This is a genomic window from Paenibacillus sp. J31P190 (assembly GCF_059692075.1).
Window position 1 is genome coordinate 186316 of record NZ_JCAUAS010000009.1, and the last position, 23231, is coordinate 209546.

Consider the following 23231-nt stretch of genomic DNA (forward strand, 5'->3'; position numbering starts at 1 on the left):
AAAGTTAGGGGGATATGACTCACATGTTTGAATTTGATATGGATTTAGACCAATTGGCTCAAATAAAAGTCATCGGTGTTGGTGGCGGCGGAAGCAATGCAGTAAACCGGATGATCGAGAACGGTGTTAAAGGCGTTGAGTTTATCACCGTTAATACAGATGCTCAAGCTTTACACTTAGCTAAGTCTGTGCATAAATTACAAATCGGGGATAAACTGACACGCGGTCTTGGTGCAGGTGCGAACCCTGAAGTAGGTAAGAAAGCGGCAGAAGAGTCAAGGGAGACAATTCTGAATACGCTTCGCGGCGCAGACATGGTATTCGTTACAGCCGGTATGGGTGGCGGTACGGGTACTGGAGCAGCACCGGTTATTGCCGAGATTGCCAAAGAAGTAGGCGCTTTAACAGTGGGTGTTGTTACACGTCCGTTCACATTTGAAGGACGCAAACGCTCTTTGCAAGCTGAGCAAGGAATTGCAGCATTGAAAGAGAAGGTAGACACGCTTATTATTATCCCGAATGATCGTCTACTAGAGATTGTAGATAAGAAGACACCTATGCTTGAAGCCTTCCGCGAAGCAGATAACGTACTTCGTCAAGGTGTACAAGGAATCTCTGACTTAATTGCTGTACCTGGATTAATCAATCTCGATTTTGCGGATGTCAAAACGATTATGACAGAACGCGGCTCGGCCCTCATGGGTATCGGTGTGGCAACGGGTGAGAATCGTGCAGCTGAAGCAGCTAAGAAAGCGATCTCCAGCCCATTGTTGGAAACTTCTATTGAAGGAGCGCGCGGGGTTCTAATGAACATTACGGGTGGCGTGAATCTCAGCTTGTACGAAGTCAATGAAGCTGCTGATATCGTTGCATCTGCATCTGATATCGAAGTGAACATGATTTTCGGAGCTGTCATTGATGATAAACTCAAAGATGAAATTCTCGTTACTGTTATTGCAACTGGTTTCGAGCATAAGGCAGCGCCTGTCCATCAACCGATCAAACGTCCTGGCACGGGTCAACCAGAAACTCCTGCACCAGACAATCGTTTGAACAACTTGAAACCTTTTGGTTCACAACCTTCTAACGACCAATTAGATATTCCGACGTTTCTGCGTAATCGCGGACGGAATACCGACAAATAATTACACAATATTTGTAAAGAGACCGAAGCCCTACATGATGTAGAGGCTTCGGTTTTTTGTTGTTCTTAGGGCTTTTCTAGCTTGGAATAGGCCGCGTCAACTGACAAAAAAAGTATCATCCTACTAGCAAGTTTAGACAGACTTTGAATTTGGATTCCCATATACTGATTTAGAACCTTAAAGTTTCGTCAGAAAAATTACTATAAAAGCATCCGTCTTGGAGGTGAGGAAATTGTGGTCGTCTATGCGGATCTCATTTTCCTGCTGAACTTTCTGATGGATGCGGCCATGCTTATCGTAACGGCTAAAACGCGGAAAATATCGTTCAAGTGGTGGAGAATCGTAGGTTCGTCGGTTTTGGGAGCTTCCTATGTGGTCATTATGTTCTTGCCAGTGCCGTTATTTCTTTTTACATTTTCTGTGAAATGTATGTTCTGTATCGGTATGATTATGACTGCTTTTGGGTTTGGCTCCTTACAAAATTTATTAAGAAACATCGGAACGTTCCTTTTAGTGAATTTTGCTGTAGCCGGCGGTATGTTCGGCATTCATTATGTACTGGCATCCTCATCTGATGTGATGAAGGGAATTGTGTTTACGCAAACAGGTGTGGCCATGTTTCAGCTGCAGGTTGGAGGCCTACTGTTTGTGCTTGTGCTGCTCTTACCTTTGCTATGGTGGTTCCGAACGGTGTTTCAGAGTTCGAAACAGCGTGAGGTGTTGACATCTTATTTGGCGGAAGTAACGATTCATGTGGGTGATTATACAGCCTCTTGCAAAGGTTTAATAGATACGGGGAATCAATTGTATGACCCGTTGACACGAACCCCTGTGATGGTCATGGAAGTGTCTGAGTGGGGGGATGTACTGCCTGTAGAATGGCTCCAAAGGATTCGATCGGCAGATGTTGATCAGATCATAAGTGGTTTGGGTGTAGAGGAATTTGTTTGGCAGGATCGATTGCGTCTCGTGCCATACCGTGGCGTTAATCGGAATACCCAATTCATGCTGGCCATTAAACCGGATAAGGTGGTGATCACCCATAATCATTTGCAAATTGAAGCGTCTAAGGTGCTTATCGGACTTGATGGAGGAAAGCTTTGCAGTGACGGCACTTATCAAGCGATTATCCATCCAGCTTTGATTTCAGCAGGATAGCGCTTTCAAAGTGAAGGCGAGTAATAAGTAACGTAAACCACCACTTCTTCGGTTTAGGAAATTTGTTTTGCTAGCAGCAAAACTCTACATATGCTTACGATACCAGTTTTCCTATGGAAAACTCAGCCTATGCTTACGATGAAAGTTTTGCTAACGCAAAACTCAGCGAATGCTTACGAAGTCAGTTTTGCATACGCAAAACTCTTAGGAGGAAACTAACATGTTCTTGAAGTGGAAAATGCTTTTTCAACTAGCGTATTATCGTATTTTAATGCTATTAGGTCTCAAAGGCGAAGAAATCTACTACATTGGTGGTAGCGAGGCGCTACCGCCCCCACTTACGCGAGAAGAAGAAGAGTACTTATTGGAAAAGTTACCGTCCGGGGATGCTGCAGTGCGAGCTATGCTGATTGAGCGCAACCTGAGATTGGTTGTCTATATAGCTAGAAAGTTCGAAAATACTGGCATCAATATCGAGGATTTGGTTTCTATCGGTGCCATCGGCCTAATTAAAGCGGTGAACACTTTTGACCCTGAGAAAAAGATCAAGCTAGCTACATATGCTTCCCGCTGTATTGAGAATGAAATACTCATGTACTTGAGACGAAACAGTAAAATACGTACGGAAGTTTCTTTCGATGAACCTCTTAATATTGATTGGGACGGAAATGAACTTCTGTTATCTGATGTTTTAGGGACCGAGAATGACACCATTTACAGAAATATTGAAGAGCAAGTAGATCGAAAGCTGCTGCATAAAGCACTTGATAAGTTAACAGAGCGGGAACGTATCATTATGGAGCTTCGTTTTGGCCTGCAAGACGGGGAGGAAAAAACGCAAAAGGACGTCGCTGACTTACTGGGTATTTCACAATCGTATATCTCCAGATTGGAAAAGCGCATTATTAAAAGGCTTCGTAAAGAATTTAATAAGATGGTCTGAAAAATATTTTTTGACGGGTCATGTCGAAATTGTTCAGCAGTCACGGGAGGGAGCGAGTCGAAACCCTTTTGTCAAGTAGCTCCATCAGGGATTGGACAGGAATAAATCAACCGCTCACGGGGATAATTAACAGTAATGTTTCTCCTTGGGAGGTAATCACGGTGACCCGAAATAAAGTTGAGATATGTGGTGTTGATACCGCCAAACTGCCTGTTCTGACCAATGCTGAAATGCGTGAACTGTTCTCTGATTTGCAGACGAAGCAGGAGCGAGCTGCAAGAGAGAAATTGGTCAATGGGAACCTAAGGTTAGTTCTAAGTGTGATCCAGCGGTTCAACAATCGCGGAGAGTATGTGGACGATCTCTTCCAAGTTGGCTGTATTGGTTTGATGAAAGCCATTGATAACTTTGATTTAAGTCAAAACGTCAAGTTCTCGACCTATGCTGTACCGATGATTATAGGTGAGATTCGCCGCTACTTACGAGATAATAACCCGATTCGCGTTTCTCGTTCCTTAAGAGATATTGCTTACAAGGCTCTGCAAGTCAGAGACAGCTTGACGAATCAGAATTCACGCGAGCCTACGATCTACGAAATCTCCGAGGCCCTTAATGTGCCTAAGGAGGATGTAGTATTCGCGCTTGATGCTATTCAAGACCCGGTATCGTTATTCGAACCGATATATCATGATGGCGGAGATCCCATCTATGTCATGGACCAGATCAGCGATGAGCGCAATAAGGACATGTCGTGGATTGAAGGAATTGCTCTTCGCGAAGCTATGCGTAAATTAAATGCTAGGGAGAAGATGATTCTCTCCATGCGATTTTTTGAAGGGAAAACGCAGATGGAGGTTGCCGATGAGATCGGTATTTCCCAAGCTCAGGTTTCCAGGCTTGAGAAATCGGCCATCTGTCAGATGCAGAAACATGTGAAATCGTAATTAACATAAAGACTGGATCGGCTGTGACAAGCCGTGAAGGTCTTTTTTTGGTTTTCAGGACATTTTGCCCACACCGCACATATACTAGTACAAAATCAGTTAAAAATCCTAATGAGATTCGTGGTGAATAGCCTCATGAAAATATCTGATTTCCAGACGAAAGATGTAATCAATATTGTCGATGGTAAAAAGCTCGGGCAAATCAGTGATTTGGAGCTTGATCTGCGTCAGGGTCGAATCGAATCGATTGTTGTGCCTAATCAAAGCCGATTTTTCGGGTTGTTTGGTTCAGGGACAGATGTCATCATACCTTGGAAGCATATTGTGAAAATCGGTGCGGATGTCGTTCTTGTGAAATTAGAAGATGTCCGGCCTTATCGTCAAACGGATGATAACGAAGGTGTTTATGAGTTCAATCAGCAATTCCGTAATTGACGGAAGGCACACGAGCGAAGGCTGCTGCTTCATGGGCAGGCGAAGCAAACATCGTGTGTCTTTTTATTTTGTGCTAAAGTAAAAGGAAGTAAAGATTGAGGTGTGGGGAGAGAGACAACCGTGGAACCATTTGTGAAACAAGCGAAAGAAGAGGGGCCAGTCCTATTTACGATAACAAGCTGGATGGAGCAATACAGGGAATTAACAGTTGGTTTTACATCCCGCCATGGCGGAGTAAGTCAGGCGCCGTATTCGACGCTTAATTGCGGGCTGCATGTGAATGATGTGCCAAAGCATGTGGTGAGGAATCGTGAGTTGATCGCTGAAGCCGTTGGACAGCCGTTTGAAGCATTTACGTATGCAGAGCAGGTGCATGGTAACGAAGTCACTGTAGTAAGTCTACAGGAAAAGGGCATAGGCAGAACATCCAGGGAAACGGCCATTCAAGCGAAGGACGGCTTCATTACGAATGAGAAGGGGATCGTTCTTTGTGCGCAATTTGCAGATTGTGTGCCGTTATTTTTCTATGATCCTGTTATGCGTGTTGTAGGGCTTGCTCATGCAGGTTGGAAAGGCACAGTGTTAAACATTTCCATGGCTACTATATCCTTAATGACACATACTTTTGGTAGTCAGGCCGCAGACATTCGCGCGGCAATTGGTCCATCCATAAGAGCTTGCTGCTATGAGGTTGATGAGACTGTAGCTAATCGTGTGAACCATGTACTTACGGATGTCAAAGCATCATCTGAAGAGCGTCAAACTGTTATGGTCGACAAAGGAAATGGCAAGTATATGCTGAATTTGCAAGAATTGAACCGAAAATTGTTACGGCAAGCAGGAATTTTGTCGTCCCATATCGAAGTATCTCAGTTATGTACGAGTTGTAGCACGGATCTCTTTTTTTCACATCGAAAAGAAGGCGGTTCTACAGGTAGAATGATTGCTTGGATTGGTCTTCTTTGAGGAGATTGATGCAAGCACAGCGTTGAATTGAGGTGTCTGCATAAGTGAGTTTACTAGCCCGTAAAGATGAGGTTGAAGCCCGTGTCGCCGCAGCATGTAAGCGGTCAGGACGGAAAGAGAACGAAGCTAAGATTATTGCTGTAACGAAATACGTTTCCTTAGAGACGACCAAAAGCGTTTTGGATGCAGGACTTCTGCACATCGGTGAGAATCGCTGGCAGGATGTAAAGCCGAAGTGGGAAGCGCTCCACGAACGGGGAACCTGGCATTTCATTGGACATTTGCAAACGAATAAAGTAAAGGATGTCATTGGCAAATTCGCCTATATTCACTCGTTGGATCGGATTTCTCTGGCCAAAGAACTGGACAAGCAGGCTGCAGCTTTGGGAATTGAAGTGAATTGTTTATTGCAAGTGAATATTTCCGGCGAAGAGTCAAAGTATGGTATTGCACCTGAGCATTTCTTCGATTTTGCTGCAGAAGTTAGTGGGCTGAAACATATACATATCACAGGTTTGATGACCATGGCACCTTACGAGATGGAATCCGATGCAACAAGACCTGTCTTCCGTGGATTGAGAGAATTGCGAGACCGTCTGAATGAACGGAGAATTTTCCCATACGAGATAACGGAGTTATCCATGGGCATGTCTGGAGACTTTGAAGTAGCGATTGAAGAAGGTGCAACTTGGGTTCGTTTGGGTACTGTTTTGGTAGGGAAAGAACTTTAGTCAACCTGATTTAAGAACATGATAAGGAGGGAACTATAGTGGGTGTTTATAACCGATTTATGAATTTTCTTGGGCTGCAAGAAGAGGAAGAGGTTGTGGAGCGGGAGCGTATTGTGGAGGCCACAGAAGAACCTGAAACCAATCCTTATGAATTACGTAATAAAAATAAGGCGAATGTCGTCAGCATTCATTCACAGAAAAATGCACGTGTCGTGCTAAGTGAACCTCGAACCTATGAAGAGACACAGGATATCGCAGATCATCTTCGCTCCAGAAGAGCTGTGATCGTTAATTTGCAGCGAGTTCGTGGTGATCAAGCCATACGTATCGTAGATTTCTTAAGCGGGACGGTATATGCTTTGAGTGGGTCTATATCCAAACTAGGACCAAATATCTTCCTCTGTACTCCAGATTCAGTTGATATTCATGGTCACATCTCCGAGATGATGGGTGAAGAATAGGCGCATATCCTAACACAGAGGTGGATGCATACGTGAATTACGTTCACTATTATCTTAGTATTTTGATGGAAATTTATTATTTCATGATTATCGGCTATTTGATCCTCTCATGGTTTCCTAATGCACGTGATAGCTTCGTTGGAGGACTCCTTGGAAAATTGGTTGAACCGTATTTAAGCCCTTTCCGAAAAATCATTCCGAGCATAGGGTTCATTGATCTTTCGCCAATTGTGGCCTTAATCGCATTGCGATTTGTAGTTATGGGGATTATAGCTGTGCTCGATTTCATTGTGGGGTTGTTCTAACATTGCCAAAAGAACTCTATGGTCATTTTCATTCGGATGAACACCATTTTGTCGATAAAGCCTGGGATTGGGTAGAACGGGCAGCTGAACAGCATGCTGTGAAGTTAACGGATTTTCTAGATCCCAGACAGGCTTTTATACTGACATCACTCGTGAATCGGCACCCAGATGTCCACTGCCGTCTAGATGGCGGATACTCGGCCGCGGAACGAAGAAGGGCTCTGATTGCCCCGGATTACCGATCTTTGGATGAGGAAGATATGGCAATGGCGGTCTTGTCCGTTTCTTCCGGAGACGGCAAATTTCTAACATTAGAACATGGAGATTACATGGGCGCCATTCTTGGACTCGGCATGAAGCGAGACAAGGTTGGCGATATTCATGTTATAGAGGGCGGCTGCCATTGTTTGGTTACCCAGGATGCAGCGGATTACCTGCATTTGAATTTGTCACAGGTTCATAGGGTTCATGTACAGACAGAACTGCTGTCATTAGATAAGCTCGAACTGGCACAAGTACAATTGGACGAGCTGAGTCTGTCTGTTGCATCGATGCGCATGGACGGGATTGTAAGCGATGTATTCAGGCTAAGCCGAGCTAAAATACTGGTTCCCATTCAAGCTGGACGCTGCCGCGTCAATTGGAAGCTGGAGGAAGATCCTAGTAAGCCTCTTAAAGAGGGGGACATGGTGTCATTGCAAGGATTTGGCAGATTTAAGGTGCTTGAAGTGGAAGGCGTAACGAAAAAAGGACGAATTCGTGTGAAGATCGGCAAATTTGCATGAATGTGGAACATTTATCCACGAACTTTGCAGGAATTGCTTATTTTCTGTCGAACTGATTCAGTATAGATGTGGGTTCAAACTAGCTTTCTTGGAAGAAAGCTCAGCTTATACTTACGAAGTCAGTTTTGCTGCGCAAAACGCTAAGGAGGGGCACTGATGCCATTAACACCGCTAGACATACATAATAAGGAGTTTTCCCGCTCGTTCCGCGGTTATGATGAAGATCAAGTGAATGAATTCCTGGATCAAGTCATTAAGGATTACGAGGCATTGATTCGTGAGAATAAAGACTTGCATAATCAAACGGTGACACTGCAGGAACGTTTGGACCATTTCACGAATATTGAGGAATCACTTAGCAAAACGATTATCGTTGCGCAAGAAGCTGCGGATGAAGTGCGAAGTAATGCCAAGAAAGAAGCACAGCTGATCTTGAAGGAAGCTGAGAAGAATGCAGACCGGATTATTAACGAATCCTTGACACGTTCACGCAAGGTTGCTTTGGAGATTGAAGAGTTGAAGAAACAAGCCTCCATTTATCGCACACGTTTCCGTACACTGCTTGAAGCACAATTAGAGCTGCTGGGCACAGAAGGCTGGCAAAGTATGCAGTTTGAAAATAAAGAAGAGTAGGAATCAATGATTAGGCAGCTGTCATATTGACTATGCCTAACGAATTGGTTATACTCCTGTTAAATGTATCTCAGCAAAGCTATGACTGGAACGAGTAGGTCGTATTAGCAGTGTCAGCGAATTAGGGTATTGGTGTGAGCCTAATCTCTGCAGCGTACCGAATATCCCCCAGGAGCGTCTCTTGAAGCGAGTAGAGAGAATCGGGTCATGCCGTTACACATGATCGAGTGATTAAGCTTTTGTTCGTTACACCCGAGGGTGTAAGTTCATTTAGCTTTTTAACGAGGGTGGTACCGCGAGCTAGAGTTTCTCGTCCCTTCTAGGGATGAGAGGCTTTTTTTGTTTTTTAACAACATAAAGATTTAGGCAGGAATGGAGTGGTTGGCATGGATTATGGCAAAACATTAAATTTACTACAAACGGAGTTTCCGATGAGAGGCAATTTGCCGCAGGCGGAACCGAAAATGCAAGAGCATTGGGAAGCTGAGGACATCTATGCCAAAGTGCAGGAGAGTCGCAAAGGCAGAACAAAATTTATTCTGCATGATGGACCTCCGTACGCGAACGGCGATATTCATATCGGACATGCGCTGAACAAGGTGTTAAAAGATATCATCGTGCGATTTAAAACGCTGCAAGGTTTTGATGCACCTTACGTTCCAGGCTGGGATACGCATGGCTTGCCGATTGAGCAAGTCATTACAAATAGCGGAAAAGTTGATCGTAAAAAAATGACTGTCCCTGAGTTTCGTGAATATTGCAAAGAGTATGCTTTGCAGTCTGTTGAGAAACAGAAGAGCCAATTCCAGCGTCTGGGTATCCGCGGGGACTGGAAGAATCCCTATATCACGCTGCAGCCGAACTATGAAGCTCAGCAAATTCGAGTGTTCGGTAAAATGGTGCAAAAAGGCTTTGTCTACAAAGGCTTGAAGCCTGTCTATTGGTCTCCATCTTCCGAAAGTGCCCTTGCAGAAGCTGAGATTGAGTACAAAGAAAAAACCTCCACTTCCATTTATGTAGCGTTCCCTGTTAAAGACGGCAAAGGCAAGCTGCCGCAGGATGCTGCGATTGTGATCTGGACGACAACGGCATGGACACTGCCTGCAAACCTGGGCATTTCACTTCATCCTGAGTTCGACTATGCTGTTGTTCAAGCCAGTGGGAAGAAATATGTACTTGCACAAGGCTTGCTTGCAGCTGCAGCTAAGGAAATTGGCTGGACTGATTACGAAGTGTTATCGACGATAAAAGGCAGTGAGCTTGAGTTCGTTACGTGTCAGCATCCGTTCTATGACCGTGAATCGCTTGTGATGGTTGGCGAACATGTGACACTTGAAGCAGGTACTGGTTGTGTACACACAGCTCCTGGACATGGGGAAGACGATTTCGCAATTGGACAACGTTATAACATCGGAGTGCTATGTCCTGTGGACGATCAAGGGCATTTCACAGCTGAAGCACCGGGCTTTGAAGGCATGTTCTACGAAAAAGGCGGCAAGCTGGTTATCGAAAAGCTGCAAGAATCAGGTCTATTGCTTAAAGCTGGCGAAATTCAGCATCAATACGCTCATGATTGGCGCACGAAAAAGCCTGTTATTTATCGAGCAACAGAGCAATGGTTTGCGTCCATCGATAAATTCAGACAAGAGATGCTGGATGAAATCAAGCAAGTGAAGTGGACGCCAGAGTGGGGCGAAATCCGCCTGCATAACATGATTGCAGATCGTGGAGACTGGTGTATCTCGAGGCAGCGTGCATGGGGTGTTCCTATTCCAATTTTCTACTGTCGCAGCTGTAACGAACCGCTTGTCAATGAGCAAACCATTGAACACGTAGCTCAGTTATTTGAACAAGAAGGCTCAAATGCTTGGTTTATCAAGGAGGAGAAGGATCTTCTTCCTCAGGAAACTAGCTGCTCCAAATGTGGTCATGGTGAGTTCCGTAAGGAAACGGATATCATGGATGTATGGTTTGATTCTGGTTCTAGCCATGTAGCTGTCCTTGAATCGCGTCCTGAGCTGCAGTGGCCTGCGGATCTGTACCTAGAAGGTTCTGACCAGTACCGTGGATGGTTCAACTCCTCCCTTATTACAGGTGTTGCCACAAGAGAAAAATCGCCCTATAAAGGCGTTCTCAGCCATGGCTTCACGTTGGATGGAGAAGGACGGAAAATGTCCAAGTCGATCGGAAACACGATTGATCCGAATGTTGTATGCGGTAAGCTAGGCGCTGATATCCTGCGTCTGTGGGTATCCTCAGTCGATTATCAATCGGATCACCGGATCTCGGATAATATCTTGAACCAAACAACGGAAGTCTACCGTAAAATTCGTAACACGATGCGTTTCCTGCTGGGGAACATGAGTCATTTCAACCCAGAAACAGATCGCGTAGCGACGGAGAGTTTGTCGGAGCTCGACCGTTATGCCTTGATTCGTTTGAATCGCATGATTGAGAAGGTAGTGAAGGCTTACGAAGCGTATGAATTCCATGTCGTATACCAAACGATTCATCATTTCTGCGCGGTTGAAATGAGCTCTTTCTATTTGGATATTATCAAGGACCGTTTGTATGCTAACGCGCCTCATGATCCAGCTCGGAAAGCTTCGCAAACCGTATTATATGCTTCTTTAACTGCGATCACGAAACTGATCTCACCTATTCTTCCGCATACTGCTGATGAAGTATGGAAGTACATTCCTGGAGTTGAGCTTAGCAGCGTGCAGTTAGCCGAATTGCCAGAAGTGGACTCAAGCTTATACAACGAAGATTTGGAAAATAAATGGAATAGCTTCCTTGATGTTAGAGATGAAGTTCTCAAAGCTCTCGAAGAGGCACGTAAAGAGAAGGTCATCGGTAACTCATTAGGAGCTGCTGTTCATCTATATCCAGATGAAGCTACTTACAATTTACTATTGCAATTGGAGCAATTGGATCAGTTGTTCATCGTGTCTGCTGTGAGCGTGCATAAACCCGGAACAAAGACTCCTGCTGAGGTATATCAATCGAAGGACGCTGCCATTGCTATCACTGTAGCTGAAGGCGAGAAGTGCGAGCGCTGCTGGATAGTGACTCCTGAGGTGGGGCAAAGTAAAGAACATCCGACACTTTGTGCCAGATGTAATGACGTTGTTTCGGCTCATTACCACGAGTAAAGGAAGCAAACGAGCTTTCGCTTTATGCGAAGCTCGTTTGTCCTGTTTTTTCTAAAGCTGCTCATCATCCGAGTTAGAAAGGTTTTCTGGTTCGAGTAGAGGATCGCCCTCGCCATTGTGCATATAATCACGGTAGGCCTTGCCTCGAACAATGGTGACATGTTCACCATACAGGTCTGTCGCAACAAAGCTCTCAAAAGACTCAACATAACCAACATGCTCATCGGCTTCCACATACATTTCATCATAGCTTTCAACGTTGGGATCTTCAGCAAATGCAGGTGAATTGGATGTGCCCCAGCTTTCAACGATTTGCCAGGCATCTTCACCATCGAATTCGGTCTCATCGTCACGTTCGTCAAAACTGGTTCTACCAAAAGGTGGGTAGAGCACTTGTTCTTCAACAGGTCTTCTGAATGATTGGTCTGGATCAGGGACGTGTTCTAAGCTATAAAGTGTGGTAGGGATAGCTTGAAGGCGCTCGAAGGGAATTGGTTGTTTGCTGAACACGCATATGCCATATTCTCCACTCTCCATGCGTGCTAAGGCTTCATTGACTTGATTTAAATGAAATTCAGCATGTTCGTTGAGTGAAATATCTTTTTCTCGTTCGTAAATTTCTGTGGCGACGTCTCCTGGATGATTATCGTACATGGAGAGCTCTCCGGTACTATCTTTGAAAGAATTGGACAGGCCATAATTATCATTCGCGGCGAAATGTTTCTCGAGATAAAGCTTTTCCTCCAATAATTGCAGATATAATTCTCTTAATTGCTCCTCGGATAAATGGCTCATAGGTGGTCGTACAGCTCCTTTCTAACAGCTGATGCATACCGTTATAATGCCGAGTGACAGCTTTTTTTAGTGAGGTAATTCCTTGAAACTAAGGAAATAAGGAACTTGTTACGAAATAAGTTTGGCTAAAGCACTCTTAGGAGGAAAAGATAATGAAATATTATTTTTATGCGCTCATCGTATTTATTTTGGATCAGGTATCCAAATGGTTTATTGTGAAAAGGATTCCGCTTGGCGAGGAGCGTCCAGTGCTGAGTGATTTCTTTATCCTGACGTCGCATCGTAATAGAGGCGCGGCATTTGGCATTTTGCAAAACCAAAGATGGTTTTTCATCGTGATTACACTTATTGTAGTGATTGGTATTCTCTGGTACATGCGTCGGACGATCCGTGAAAGAAAAGTTTTGCTATCTTTTGCGCTTAGTCTTCTACTAGGAGGAGCAATCGGTAATTTCATTGATCGAGCTTTATTCGGTGAAGTTGTGGACTTCCTGCAGTTTACCTTTGATTTTAGCTTGTTCGGCAAAGCCATTTATTATATTTATCCGATTTTCAATTTAGCTGATTCGGCCATCGTGATCGGGGTAATCCTGATTTTCTTAGAATCGTTACTTACTTGGAGAAAAGAGAAAAAAGGAGCAACGAATGAACACAAATCAGACCTCATCTGAGGCCGCGGCAAATGATGTCATCGAATGGACGGTTGAAGGGCAGTATGCCAGTGAACGTATTGATAAATTCATTACCGAAGCATTGGAAGAAGATGTATCAAGAACACTCGTCCAGCAATGGGTCAAAGACGGGCATGTTAAAGTGAATGGGAAAGCCATAAAACCAAACTATAAGCTGTCTGAACAAGATGTTATTTCTTTGCGCATTCCTGAACCCCAGGGTGTTGAGCTTGCCGCGGAAAACATTCCGCTTAATGTGGTATACGAAGACGCCGATGTCATCGTGATCAATAAACAGAGGGGACTTGTCGTTCATCCAGCGCCTGGCCATTACTCAGGTACATTGGTTAACGCATTGATGTATCATTGTAAGGATCTATCCGGCATCAATGGAGAGCTGCGTCCTGGAATTGTACATCGGATTGATAAGGACACATCCGGTCTTATTATGTCAGCAAAGAACGACAAAGCACATGCAAGCTTAGCTGAGCAGTTAAAGGCTCATACGGTCAATCGCAAATATATTGCCTTGGTACATGGGAATCTACAGCATGATCAAGGTACGATTGACGCTCCGATCGGTCGCGATTCAAATGACCGTAAGATGTATACAGTAACGGAGAAAAACAGTAAGCATGCGGTAACTCATTTTGTAGTTATCGAACGCTTTGGTGATTTTACCTTGGTTGAGCTGAAGCTGGAAACAGGAAGAACCCACCAAATTCGTGTGCACATGAAATTCATTGGTCATCCGCTTGTTGGGGATCCGATGTATGGCAAGAGCAAAGGGATGTTGATGGATGGCCAAGCGCTGCATGCTGCCATTCTGGGCTTTAAGCATCCGCGTACAGAGGAATGGCTGCAATTTGAAGCGCCAATTCCAACTGATATGGAAAATCTTCTGCAAACAATTCGAACATCCTAGGGTTCTTCAGAGTGGGAGAGGAGTGAATCACATGGAGCATCTGATTAATCCGCAAGTGAAAGACATTCAAATTTCAGGCATACGCAAAATATCTAACCTCGTCAGCACGATTCCGGGAGCCTTGACGTTAACGATTGGCCAGCCTGATTTCCCGACGCCGCGGCATATAATTGAGGCGGGACAAAGGGCTTTGGATCAAAATAAGACGGTTTATACGCAAAATCCAGGACTATTGGAATTGCGTGAAGCGGTATCCAATTTCGTGCTCACGAAGTACGGCCAACAATACCGCGCAGCTGATGAAATTATCGTGACCGCTGGAGCAAGTCAAGCGGTAGACATTACATTACGTACCATTCTTATACCTGGAGCGGAAGTTATTATTCCCGCACCTATCTACCCTGGGTACGAGCCATTAATCAGATTGGCAGGGGGAGTCCCTGTCTATGTCGATACCAGACCGAATGGTTTGAAACTAACGGCGGAATTACTTGAACCTTATCTAACAGCTAATACGCGCTGCGTTATCTTATGCTACCCATCTAATCCAACAGGCCAAGTACTCACGGAGCAAGAATTGGCCGATTTGGCTCAATTATTAGAAGATCGGGAATTGTTTATTTTATCCGATGAAATTTACAGCGAGCTTGTGTACGGTGTTCGTCATCAGTCTATTGCAACGATGGGCAAGCTCCGCGAGAAAACGATTGTCATTAATGGCCTCTCCAAATCCCACGCTATGACCGGCTGGCGTGTTGGATTTACATTAGCGCCGGCTTACATTACGGAGCATATGGTCAAGGTGCATCAGTATAATGTGACTTGCGCAAGCTCTGTAAGCCAGTATGCGGCATTAGAGGCTTTAACAGTTGGTGTGGATGATGCTCTTCCTATGCGCAATGCCTATGAAGCTCGTAGGGATTATGTCTATGATCGTCTTCTTGCTATGGGCTTTGAGTTGGAAAAACCGAATGGTGCGTTTTATTTATTCCCTTCCATTGCCAAATTCGGTTTAAGCTCTCAGGACTTTACCATGAGGCTGCTACATGAGGAACATGTTGCTGTTGTTCCTGGAGATGCTTTTACCTCTTATGGAGAAGGCTATATCCGCATTTCTTATGCCTATTCACAAGAAGTTTTGGAAGAGTCACTAGATCGTCTTGAGCGATTTGTAAACAAGCTAGCGTAGCTAGTTAATTGTAAAGCATTTGATTAGTCGACGGTATGTTAATGAAAATACGAAAAACCTCCAAATCTACTCTGAAGCAGATTGGAGGTTTTTTGTTTACTTAACTAGATTTAAACCGCATATAGGCTGTTATGGTATCTATGGCTACATCAATAGCGCTCTCGTTAGGATCAAGCTTGGCGTTATGCAACCCATGAGGGGTATCTACCCCTAACCAGAACATGAAGCCAGGTATCTGCTCCAAAAAGTAGCCGAAGTCTTCGCCTGTCATTGCTTCTGTACACTCCACAAGCTGTACGTTATCATTACCGCGCAGCCAGTCCATGAATTCCACGGTCAAAGCAGGATCATTGAACACTTGGCGGTAATTCGAGCCATAATCAATGGAGACTTGACACTCGAAGGAGCTTTCGATTCCTAACGCTACAGCTTCGATACGTTTCTTGATCTTGTTCATAGAATCAGCGGAAAGGGTGCGGATTGTGCCTTCCAAGCGGGCTTTTTCCGCGATGATATTCTGCTTGGTCCCGGCTTCCATTTTACCAATGGTAATGACAGCCGAATCTAGCGGATTCACATTGCGAGAAACAATGGTTTGCAGTTGACCAACCATTTGTGTCGCCGCTATGATCATATCGTTCGCTTGGTGCGGGTAAGCGGCATGCCCGCCTTTGCCCAGCAGGTCAATGAACAGCTCAGACGTATTGGCAAATAAGATCTCCGGCCTAGTGGCAATCGTGCCTACTGGATACTCAGGAGCTATGTGGAGAGCCACCATTTGGTCGGGCTTCCAATCCTGCAATTCTTCAGCAGCAAGCATAGGTAAAGCGCCGCCTGGACCTTCTTCAGCTGGCTGAAACAACACAATCAGGTCATCTTTCATCGGCTGCTGAGCGAAATGGGTAACAACGCCCATCCCAATCGACATGTGAAAATCATGTCCGCACGCATGCATGTAACCTGGATGCTGGGAAGGAAACGGAAGAGAAGTCTCTTCCGTAATGGGCAGCCCGTCCATATCCGCTCGATATCCGAAGCGTTTGGTAGGATTAGTACCTTTAATGTAAACCAAAATACCAGTGCGCCATGTGCGAATCGTCAGTCTATCCTGAGGAAGCTTAGCTAGATGGTCAAGGAGAAGCTGTTGCGTCTTGAACTCTTGAAAGCCCGGCTCCGGAATTTGATGAAGCTGACGGCGCAGCTCTATAAAGGGGCTAAGCATGGTGAATTCCTCCAGAACACCTTACAGGGTGCGCAGATCTTGTAAAATTTCTGTTTTGGACTTCGTTTTATCGTCCACTTTCTTGATCACTCGTGCAGGTGCTCCTGCTACAACCGTGTATTCTTCAACGTCTTGTGTAACGATAGCGCCGGCAGCAACAACAGATCCTTTTCCGATGCGAACACCTTCTAAGATCACTGCATTCGCTCCAACAAGCACATCATCCTCAATCACACAAGGCTGTGCGGAAGGGGGCTCAATAACGCCTGCAACGACTGCACCAGCACCGATATGACACATTTTGCCGACTTGTGCTCTACCGCCAAGAACAGCATTCATGTCGATCATAGTACCATCACCAACAGAAGCACCAATATTAATGAGAGCGCCCATCATGATAACGGCATTATCTCCGATATGTACTTTATCACGAATAATCGCTCCTGGCTCAATGCGCGCATTGATTGGCTTCAGATCAAGCATTGGAATCGCAGAATTACGACGATCTGCTTCAACGACGAAATCCGCGATTTGCGCTTTGTTTGCTTCAAGAACAGGCTGAATTTCGCTCCATTCGCCAAACACAACGCCGCTTCCGCCGGATATAAAGGATTGGCTGCCTTCGCCAAAGTTAATACCTTCAAGGTTTCCTTTTACATATACTTTTACAGGCGTTTTTTTCTTGCTTTCTTTAATAAACTGAATAATTTCTAAAGTATTCATCTCGCTCATGGTGACATCTCCTTAAAATTTAGATTGACTCTCCTATATTATCAGAAAGGCGGCATTTGAGCCAATGTGTATTCATAGAGCTTTTTGTGCGAACTGACTATAGTACAGATCTGCATAAAAGCCGTGTTGTTCCAAAAGCTGTTCATGTGTTCCTTGTTCGATAACAGAGCCATGGTTCATAACAAGAATGAGATCAGCATCACGAATGGTGGAAAGACGATGTGCAATGACGAAGCTTGTGCGACCCTCCATCAGGTTATTCATTGCCTTTTGGATGGAAACTTCCGTGCGTGTATCTACGCTGCTCGTTGCTTCATCAAGAATCAAAATGGTTGGATCCGCAAGTATGGCGCGAGCAATGGTCAGAAGCTGCTTTTGCCCATGTGAAAGGTTGGATGCTTCTTCATTCAGTCTGGTATCGTAACCTTCCGGCAAGGTTCGAATGAAATGATCGGCATAGGCCGCGCGAGCAGCACTAACAATCTCGTCTTCTGTAGCACCATCACGTCCGTAAGCGATATTCTCGCGAATCGTTCCGTTGAACAGCCATGTGTCTTGCAGTACCATGCCGAACAGTCCGCGCAGATGGCTGCGTGACATTTCACGTGTATCTACCGCATCAATGGAAATCATACCGCCATTTAACTCGTAGAAACGCATCAGTAGATTGACAATCGTAGTTTTACCCGCCCCAGTGGGGCCAACAATGGCAACCGTTTGTCCTGGCTCTACGTGGATATTCATATCTTGAATTAATGATGTATCCTCTTTGTAAGCAAAGGTAACCTGTTTAAATTGAACATGACCTTGGACATTCTTGGTCGTTTTTACATGGGTGATTTCCTGTACTTCCTCAGTCTCATCTAATAACTCGAAGATACGTTCCGCAGCGGCGATTGTGGATTGAATCACGTTGGCTATATTAGCCACTTGTGCGATGGGCATCCCAAATTGCCCTGAATACTGAATAAACGCAAGAATATCCCCGATTTTAATAGCCCCATTTGTTACCATGATGCCACCAATCACACTGACCAATACATAGCCGATATTCCCGATAAAGGACATAAGGGGGAATATCATCCCTGAGATAAACTGTGCACGCCAGCCTGAATGATACAAGCGTTCATTAATTTCATTGAATTGCTCAACGGATTTCTGCTCTCGGCCGAAAGCTTTGACTATGGTATGCCCCGTGTACATTTCTTCCACGTGACCATTCAGTTCACCGAGTGTCTTCTGTTGTCCTTTAAAATACTTCTGAGACCGTGATGCAATCATCTTCGTTCCCAAAATGCTAAGCGGTAAGGTTACGATCGTGGCTAAAGTCAACAATGGACTAATGGTTAGCATCATAATAATGATCCCGACTAGGGTCACGACTGAAGTAATCAACTGCGTCAAGCTTTGCTGCATGGTGGAACTAATCGTATCTACGTCGTTAGTAGCTCGGCTCATCGTGTCTCCATGACTGCGTGAGTCGAAGAAGGAGAGAGGTACTCGGGTGAGCTTCTCACTAATATCTCTGCGAAGATTAAATACTATTTTTTGTGTGACACCGACCATAATCCACTGCTGGATGAAGGTGAGTATGGCGCTAAGTATGTAGAGGGCTGCAAGAATAATGATGATTTGGAAAATGGCATCGAAATCAATTTTGGCGCCGGCAACACCTTTGAACTTCGCGATAGAGCCTTCATACAATATGGTTGTTGCATTTCCCATGAGTTTGGGACTAATAATACTGAAGAGTGTGCTGAGAACAGCCGCGATAAAAACAAATAGGATAGATACACGGAAAGGACTCATATACCTGGACAACCGTCGTATAGTTCCCTTGAAATCCTTAGCCTTTTGGACCGGCATTCCCATGCCACCCATGCCGCCTCGGCCAAAATGACCGGGATTTAGCCCCGCTTGAGAAGGAGTTTTCTCTTTTGGTTTCACGCTCATGCAATTTCCTCCTCTGACAGCTGAGAAGCAACAATTTCTTGATACACAGCACATGTTTTCATCAGATCTGAATGGGTGCCGATCCCTGCAATTTGTCCTTCTTCCAGTACGATAATCCGGTTTGCGTCCATAATTGTACTGACACGTTGGGCGACAATGATCATCGTTGCTTGTTCAGTTTCAGTTTTGAGAGCTGAACGAAGTTTAGCATCTGTTTTGAAATCAAGGGCTGAGAAGCTATCATCGAATACATAGATGTTCGGTTTACGAACAAGTGCACGAGCAATGGCAAGCCGCTGCTTCTGGCCACCGGATAAATTCGTTCCGCCTTGGGCGAGAACAGCTTGATAGCCTTCATTCATTTCGGCGATAAAATCAGCTGCTTGCGCAGTGGTTGCAGCATGCTGAATCTCCTCATCAGTTGCCATCTCATTTCCAAAACGGATGTTATCCGCAACTGTTCCTGAGAAAAGTGCCGCTTTTTGTGGGACATAACCGATTTGCTGTCTTAGACTTTCTAACTTCAAAGCAGGCAGGGGATGACCATCTAAGAGGATAGAGCCGGACTCTACATCATAGAAGCGCAGCAGTAAATGAATGAGGGTCGTCTTTCCCGATCCTGTTCCTCCAATAATTGCTGTTACTTCACCAGGCTCAGCACGGAAGGATAGATCACGGATTGCTGGTTGTTCAGCCCCGGGATAACTAAAGGATACATGCTTAAATTCAACTGCAGCATGCTTGGTATCAAGAGATTTCGCCGTTTCGGCGCTAAGTATGCTAGATTGATGGGCTAAAACTTCATTAATACGGACAGAAGAAGCTGATGCACGTGGAATCATCATGAAAATCATCGTCATCATGAACATAGAAAACATAATCTGCATGGCATATTGGATGAAGGCGATTAAGTCACCAATCTGCATTTGATTGGCATCAATACGAACTCCGCCGTACCAAAGAATGACGACAACTCCAAGATTAAATACAAGCATCATGATGGGCATCATCGTAGCCATGATCACATTTACTTTTACGGCTGTTTTCGTATAATCCAGGTTCGCTTTTTCGAATTTACGTTTTTCATGATCGGAACGGTTAAAGGCGCGAATGACGCGGATGCCGGTTAAATTTTCACGCAGCACGAGATTGATGCCATCGATTTTGAGCTGTAATGTTTTGAATAAGGGAAGTCCTTTACGCATGATTCCCACAATAGCTAGTGCAAGAATCGGGATGATGGAGATTAATACAATGGCGAGATGAGCGTCCTTATAAGTGGCCATGATGACTCCGCCGACTAGCATCGTAGGTGCGCCGATGAACATCCGCATCATGACAATCACTTGCTGAACTTGTGCGATGTCATTCGTGGTTCTGGTAATGAGGGAGGAAGTACCGAGTTTATCAAATTCGTGCAAGGAGAAGCTTTCAACATGGGTAAAAAGCGTTCGTCGTAAATCCCTGCCGAATCCTGTCGCCGTTCGTGCCAACAAGTAGCTTGCGATGATGACACAAACCATCGCGCCCATCGCTACTAAAAGCATGTAAGCGCCAAACCGGAGAATATAAGGAATATCTCCTTTCACAACCCCGACATCGACAATGTCAGCGAGCAGTGTGGGCAGGTACAACTGCGCCAGTGATTGCAAGAGCATCAAAGTAATAATCGCAACCACAGAAGCTTTGTACGGTTTCAGAAGCCGAAACAATTTGAACATAGGTTCCTCCTTAGCGTTTTGCCCTAGCAAAAACGGGCGTCATAAGCCTTACTAAGTTTTCGGTAGAAAACAGGCGAAGCTCGTGTTTTATATGTAAATTATAACACATGGTTGAGCGTCTGCTCAAAGAGAGTTATGGGTCGGGAGTAGGGGCGTGAGTCCATAATGGGCTCAGTGGAAATAGATGCATTTGCGACATCTAATTTCTCCTAAATCTTTAATTTCAGGTGAATAGATGCAAAAAATGCATCTTAATCTGCATGCAACATTCAATATCGGTGAAAACTCAAAATATAGTTGTACAAAACGCAATTAAACACCATTTATTGAGGGAATATCTCTGATTAACTGCACTTTTTGCATCAATTTGATTACGAACGCTCATCAGCTGCTGCAAAACCGCGTTTACGTTTCGTTCATATGCTGATTTTTTGATCACTTGGAGCAGCCATCATTTTGCAAACTACCGTGTGACTCATGTCACGAGCTTTTAGAAATTAATAGCTGAATATATCTCGACTTTTGTTATGAAAATGGATTTTGATATTGACTTATCGTGTCGAAAGTGGGATAATTCTTTTAATTAAATATGTACCTTTAAAAACAGTCCAGAGAGACTGGCAAGGTAGTCGATGAGAAAAGACGGGATATACTGAGTCGCGGATTCAGTGTATGACTAAGCTTGGGGATGTGCGCATCCTTATGCCCCGCTCTGTATCTTTATGCACTCGTAACTCCTTGCCAACAAATGGCAAGGAGTTTTTTGGTTTTGCAAACAGAAAACCTGCGAATGCATACGATGCCAGTTTTGCAAAAAAGAGCAAAACTCAGCCAATGCTTACGATGTCAGTTTTGCTAAAGCAAAACTCTTAGGAGGCGAAAAAGATGAATGAAACGGCCGAACACACGATTATTGATGAAATGGGAATTCGCAGGGCGTTAACACGGATTGCGCATGAGATACTGGAAAAGAATAAAGGGGTAGAGAATTGTACCTTGATTGGGATTCGGACCCGCGGTATTTACTTGGCCAGTCGAGTAGCAGAGCGAATTTTTGAAATTGAAGGTGTGCCGATTCCTGTAGGTGAGATTGATATCACTTCTTATCGTGATGATCGCGTTAAGGTGAAGTCAGTGGAAAATGTTCAGGAAGGCGGCAAGATCCAAATTCAAGACCGCAAAATCATCCTGTTCGATGATGTGCTTTACACCGGAAGAACAGTGAGGGCAGCTATGGATGCATTGATCGATCTGGGCAGACCACAAATGATTCAACTTGCCGTACTAGTGGACAGGGGGCATCGTGAATTGCCCATTCGCCCTGATTATGTAGGAAAGAACGTACCTACCTCCAAAAGTGAAAGTATTGAAGTGCTGCTTACGGAAATCGATGATAAAGATGGCGTCATGATACTTCAACAGAGGGGGAAACAGGAGTGAGCATAGTGAGTACACAAACCAAGCATTTTCTAGGATTAAAAGGCGTAAGCGCAGGGGAAATAACGAGCATACTTGATCGTGCTGCCTACTGGGAACAATATCCTTCGAAGGTGACGAATCAATTTCAAGGCAAATTCGTTTCCAACTTGTTTTTTGAAAATAGTACAAGAACTCGGTTCTCCTTTGAACTGGCGCAAAAGCGGCTCGGTGCTGACGTACTTAATTTCTCCGCTGCGGAATCCAGTGTACAAAAAGGGGAGTCCATCTACGATACAGTCCGTACACTCGAGTCCATGGGCATTGATGCCGGTGTCATTCGATTGAAGCCGAACGGTGTCCTGCAAGAGCTGGCTGAGAAAATCAAAATCCCGCTCATTAACGCGGGGGACGGCAATAACGAGCATCCAACGCAGGCCCTGCTCGATTTCTACACAATGCGCAAACAGTTCGGCGCCATCAAAGGCTTGACGGTCTCCATTATCGGAGACATCTTGCACAGCCGCGTCGCTCGCTCCAACCTATGGGGACTCATCGCGCTGGGGGCAAAAGTTCAGTTCTGCGCACCGGAAAGCATGCAAGCACCGGAGCTGGCTGAGTTCGCACCGTATGTGTCCTTCGAGGAAGCACTGAAAGCTGACGTAGTTATGATGCTGCGTGTGCAGCTTGAACGGCACGACAAAGGAATCATCCGCTCAGCAGAGGAATATCGCGAGCAATACGGGTTAACTGCAGAGCGTGCAAGCCGCATGGCTCCTCACGCAATCATCATGCATCCTGCTCCGGTCAATCGAAATGTAGAGCTTGATGATGAGCTGGTAGAACACGAGAAATCCAAAATTTTCACACAAATTGCTCATGGTGTTCCGATTCGTATGGCGGTCATCGAACGAGCTTTATCATAAAACAGGGGGACTTCATCACA

22 protein-coding genes and 1 other annotated feature are annotated in these 23231 nt (G+C 44.8%); of the genes, 17 read left to right on the top strand and 5 right to left on the bottom strand.

Annotated elements, in window-relative coordinates; genetic code table 11:
• Positions 1–23: 23 nt before the first annotated feature.
• The 12 genes from ftsZ to ileS all read left to right on the top strand — a co-directional run bounded on the left by ftsZ (position 24) and on the right by ileS (position 11661).
• Entirely contained in the window at positions 24–1145 is a 1122-nt protein-coding gene (gene ftsZ, locus AC58U0_RS17900; RefSeq protein WP_029196512.1) for a cell division protein FtsZ, read from the top strand.
• A 234-nt stretch (positions 1146–1379) separates the two neighbouring features.
• A complete protein-coding gene (gene spoIIGA, locus AC58U0_RS17905) occupies positions 1380–2303 on the top strand; it encodes a sigma-E processing peptidase SpoIIGA (protein WP_497380329.1) in 924 nt (307 codons plus the stop codon).
• A 220-nt stretch (positions 2304–2523) separates the two neighbouring features.
• Positions 2524–3246: an RNA polymerase sporulation sigma factor SigE gene (sigE, locus tag AC58U0_RS17910; RefSeq protein ID WP_047672364.1), complete on the top strand. Its 723-nt coding sequence runs from the start codon at positions 2524–2526 to the stop codon at positions 3244–3246.
• Positions 3247–3407: 161 nt separating this feature from the next.
• Positions 3408–4190, top strand: a complete 783-nt coding sequence (sigG, locus tag AC58U0_RS17915) for an RNA polymerase sporulation sigma factor SigG (protein WP_057303043.1) — start codon at positions 3408–3410, stop codon at positions 4188–4190.
• A 135-nt stretch (positions 4191–4325) separates the two neighbouring features.
• Complete coding sequence (locus AC58U0_RS17920; protein WP_047672367.1) at positions 4326–4625, top strand: YlmC/YmxH family sporulation protein; 300 nt, start codon at positions 4326–4328, stop codon at positions 4623–4625.
• Between the two features lie 120 nt (positions 4626–4745).
• The gene (gene pgeF / locus AC58U0_RS17925; protein WP_497380330.1) at positions 4746–5591 is read left to right on the top strand and encodes a peptidoglycan editing factor PgeF; all 846 of its coding nucleotides are present in this window, start codon (positions 4746–4748) and stop codon (positions 5589–5591) included.
• A 44-nt stretch (positions 5592–5635) separates the two neighbouring features.
• On the top strand, positions 5636–6322 hold the full coding sequence (locus AC58U0_RS17930) for a YggS family pyridoxal phosphate-dependent enzyme (RefSeq protein ID WP_497380331.1): 687 nt from the start codon (positions 5636–5638) through the stop codon (positions 6320–6322).
• 38 nt (positions 6323–6360) lie between these two features.
• Positions 6361–6783 carry a cell division protein SepF gene (locus AC58U0_RS17935; RefSeq protein ID WP_057303040.1) on the top strand — a complete coding sequence of 141 codons (423 nt, stop codon included), beginning with the start codon at positions 6361–6363 and terminating at the stop codon, positions 6781–6783.
• A gap of 32 nt (positions 6784–6815) precedes the next feature.
• Entirely contained in the window at positions 6816–7088 is a 273-nt protein-coding gene (locus AC58U0_RS17940; protein ID WP_235549210.1) for a YggT family protein, read from the top strand.
• Between the two features lie 2 nt (positions 7089–7090).
• The gene (locus AC58U0_RS17945; RefSeq protein ID WP_497380333.1) at positions 7091–7873 is read left to right on the top strand and encodes a YlmH family RNA-binding protein; all 783 of its coding nucleotides are present in this window, start codon (positions 7091–7093) and stop codon (positions 7871–7873) included.
• A gap of 156 nt (positions 7874–8029) precedes the next feature.
• Positions 8030–8506, top strand: coding sequence for a DivIVA domain-containing protein (locus tag AC58U0_RS17950; RefSeq protein ID WP_497380334.1), 477 nt, complete (start codon positions 8030–8032; stop codon positions 8504–8506).
• A gap of 72 nt (positions 8507–8578) precedes the next feature.
• Positions 8579–8827: a binding site (T-box leader), on the top strand.
• A 65-nt stretch (positions 8828–8892) separates the two neighbouring features.
• Entirely contained in the window at positions 8893–11661 is a 2769-nt protein-coding gene (gene ileS, locus AC58U0_RS17955) for an isoleucine--tRNA ligase (protein ID WP_497380335.1), read from the top strand.
• Positions 11662–11712: 51 nt separating this feature from the next.
• Here ileS and AC58U0_RS17960 read toward each other — a convergent pair whose 3' ends face one another.
• Complete coding sequence (locus AC58U0_RS17960) at positions 11713–12456, bottom strand: TraR/DksA C4-type zinc finger protein (RefSeq protein ID WP_497380337.1); 744 nt, start codon at positions 12454–12456, stop codon at positions 11713–11715.
• 152 nt (positions 12457–12608) lie between these two features.
• Here AC58U0_RS17960 and lspA point away from each other — a divergent pair, with 152 nt between their 5' ends.
• Genes lspA through AC58U0_RS17975 form a run of 3 tightly spaced genes read left to right on the top strand, consistent with a single transcriptional unit; the run spans position 12609 to position 15241 of the window.
• On the top strand, positions 12609–13127 hold the full coding sequence (gene lspA / locus AC58U0_RS17965) for a signal peptidase II (protein WP_497380339.1): 519 nt from the start codon (positions 12609–12611) through the stop codon (positions 13125–13127).
• Positions 13102–14052, top strand: coding sequence for an RluA family pseudouridine synthase (locus tag AC58U0_RS17970; protein WP_497380341.1), 951 nt, complete (start codon positions 13102–13104; stop codon positions 14050–14052). Before lspA ends, AC58U0_RS17970 begins: the two co-directional genes overlap by 26 nt.
• A gap of 31 nt (positions 14053–14083) precedes the next feature.
• Positions 14084–15241: an aminotransferase A gene (locus AC58U0_RS17975; protein WP_497380342.1), complete on the top strand. Its 1158-nt coding sequence runs from the start codon at positions 14084–14086 to the stop codon at positions 15239–15241.
• Positions 15242–15341: 100 nt separating this feature from the next.
• Here the strand turns inward: AC58U0_RS17975 and AC58U0_RS17980 are convergent, their stop codons facing one another.
• The 4 genes from AC58U0_RS17980 to AC58U0_RS17995 all read right to left on the bottom strand — a co-directional run bounded on the left by AC58U0_RS17980 (position 15342) and on the right by AC58U0_RS17995 (position 20869).
• Entirely contained in the window at positions 15342–16463 is a 1122-nt protein-coding gene (locus tag AC58U0_RS17980) for an N-acetyldiaminopimelate deacetylase (protein ID WP_497380344.1), read from the bottom strand.
• Between the two features lie 21 nt (positions 16464–16484).
• Complete coding sequence (gene dapD / locus AC58U0_RS17985) at positions 16485–17195, bottom strand: 2,3,4,5-tetrahydropyridine-2,6-dicarboxylate N-acetyltransferase (protein WP_057303031.1); 711 nt, start codon at positions 17193–17195, stop codon at positions 16485–16487.
• Positions 17196–17267: 72 nt separating this feature from the next.
• Positions 17268–19148: an ABC transporter ATP-binding protein gene (locus AC58U0_RS17990; RefSeq protein WP_497380346.1), complete on the bottom strand. Its 1881-nt coding sequence runs from the start codon at positions 19146–19148 to the stop codon at positions 17268–17270.
• Positions 19145–20869, bottom strand: a complete 1725-nt coding sequence (locus tag AC58U0_RS17995; RefSeq protein ID WP_497380347.1) for an ABC transporter ATP-binding protein — start codon at positions 20867–20869, stop codon at positions 19145–19147. The genes AC58U0_RS17990 and AC58U0_RS17995 overlap by 4 nt, the downstream gene beginning before the upstream one ends.
• An 885-nt stretch (positions 20870–21754) precedes the next feature.
• Here AC58U0_RS17995 and pyrR point away from each other — a divergent pair.
• Both pyrR and AC58U0_RS18005 read left to right on the top strand, forming a co-directional pair.
• The gene (gene pyrR, locus AC58U0_RS18000) at positions 21755–22309 is read left to right on the top strand and encodes a bifunctional pyr operon transcriptional regulator/uracil phosphoribosyltransferase PyrR (protein WP_497380348.1); all 555 of its coding nucleotides are present in this window, start codon (positions 21755–21757) and stop codon (positions 22307–22309) included.
• A complete protein-coding gene (locus tag AC58U0_RS18005) occupies positions 22306–23211 on the top strand; it encodes an aspartate carbamoyltransferase catalytic subunit (RefSeq protein WP_047672396.1) in 906 nt (301 codons plus the stop codon). The genes pyrR and AC58U0_RS18005 overlap by 4 nt, the downstream gene beginning before the upstream one ends.
• Positions 23212–23231 lie beyond the last annotated feature (20 nt).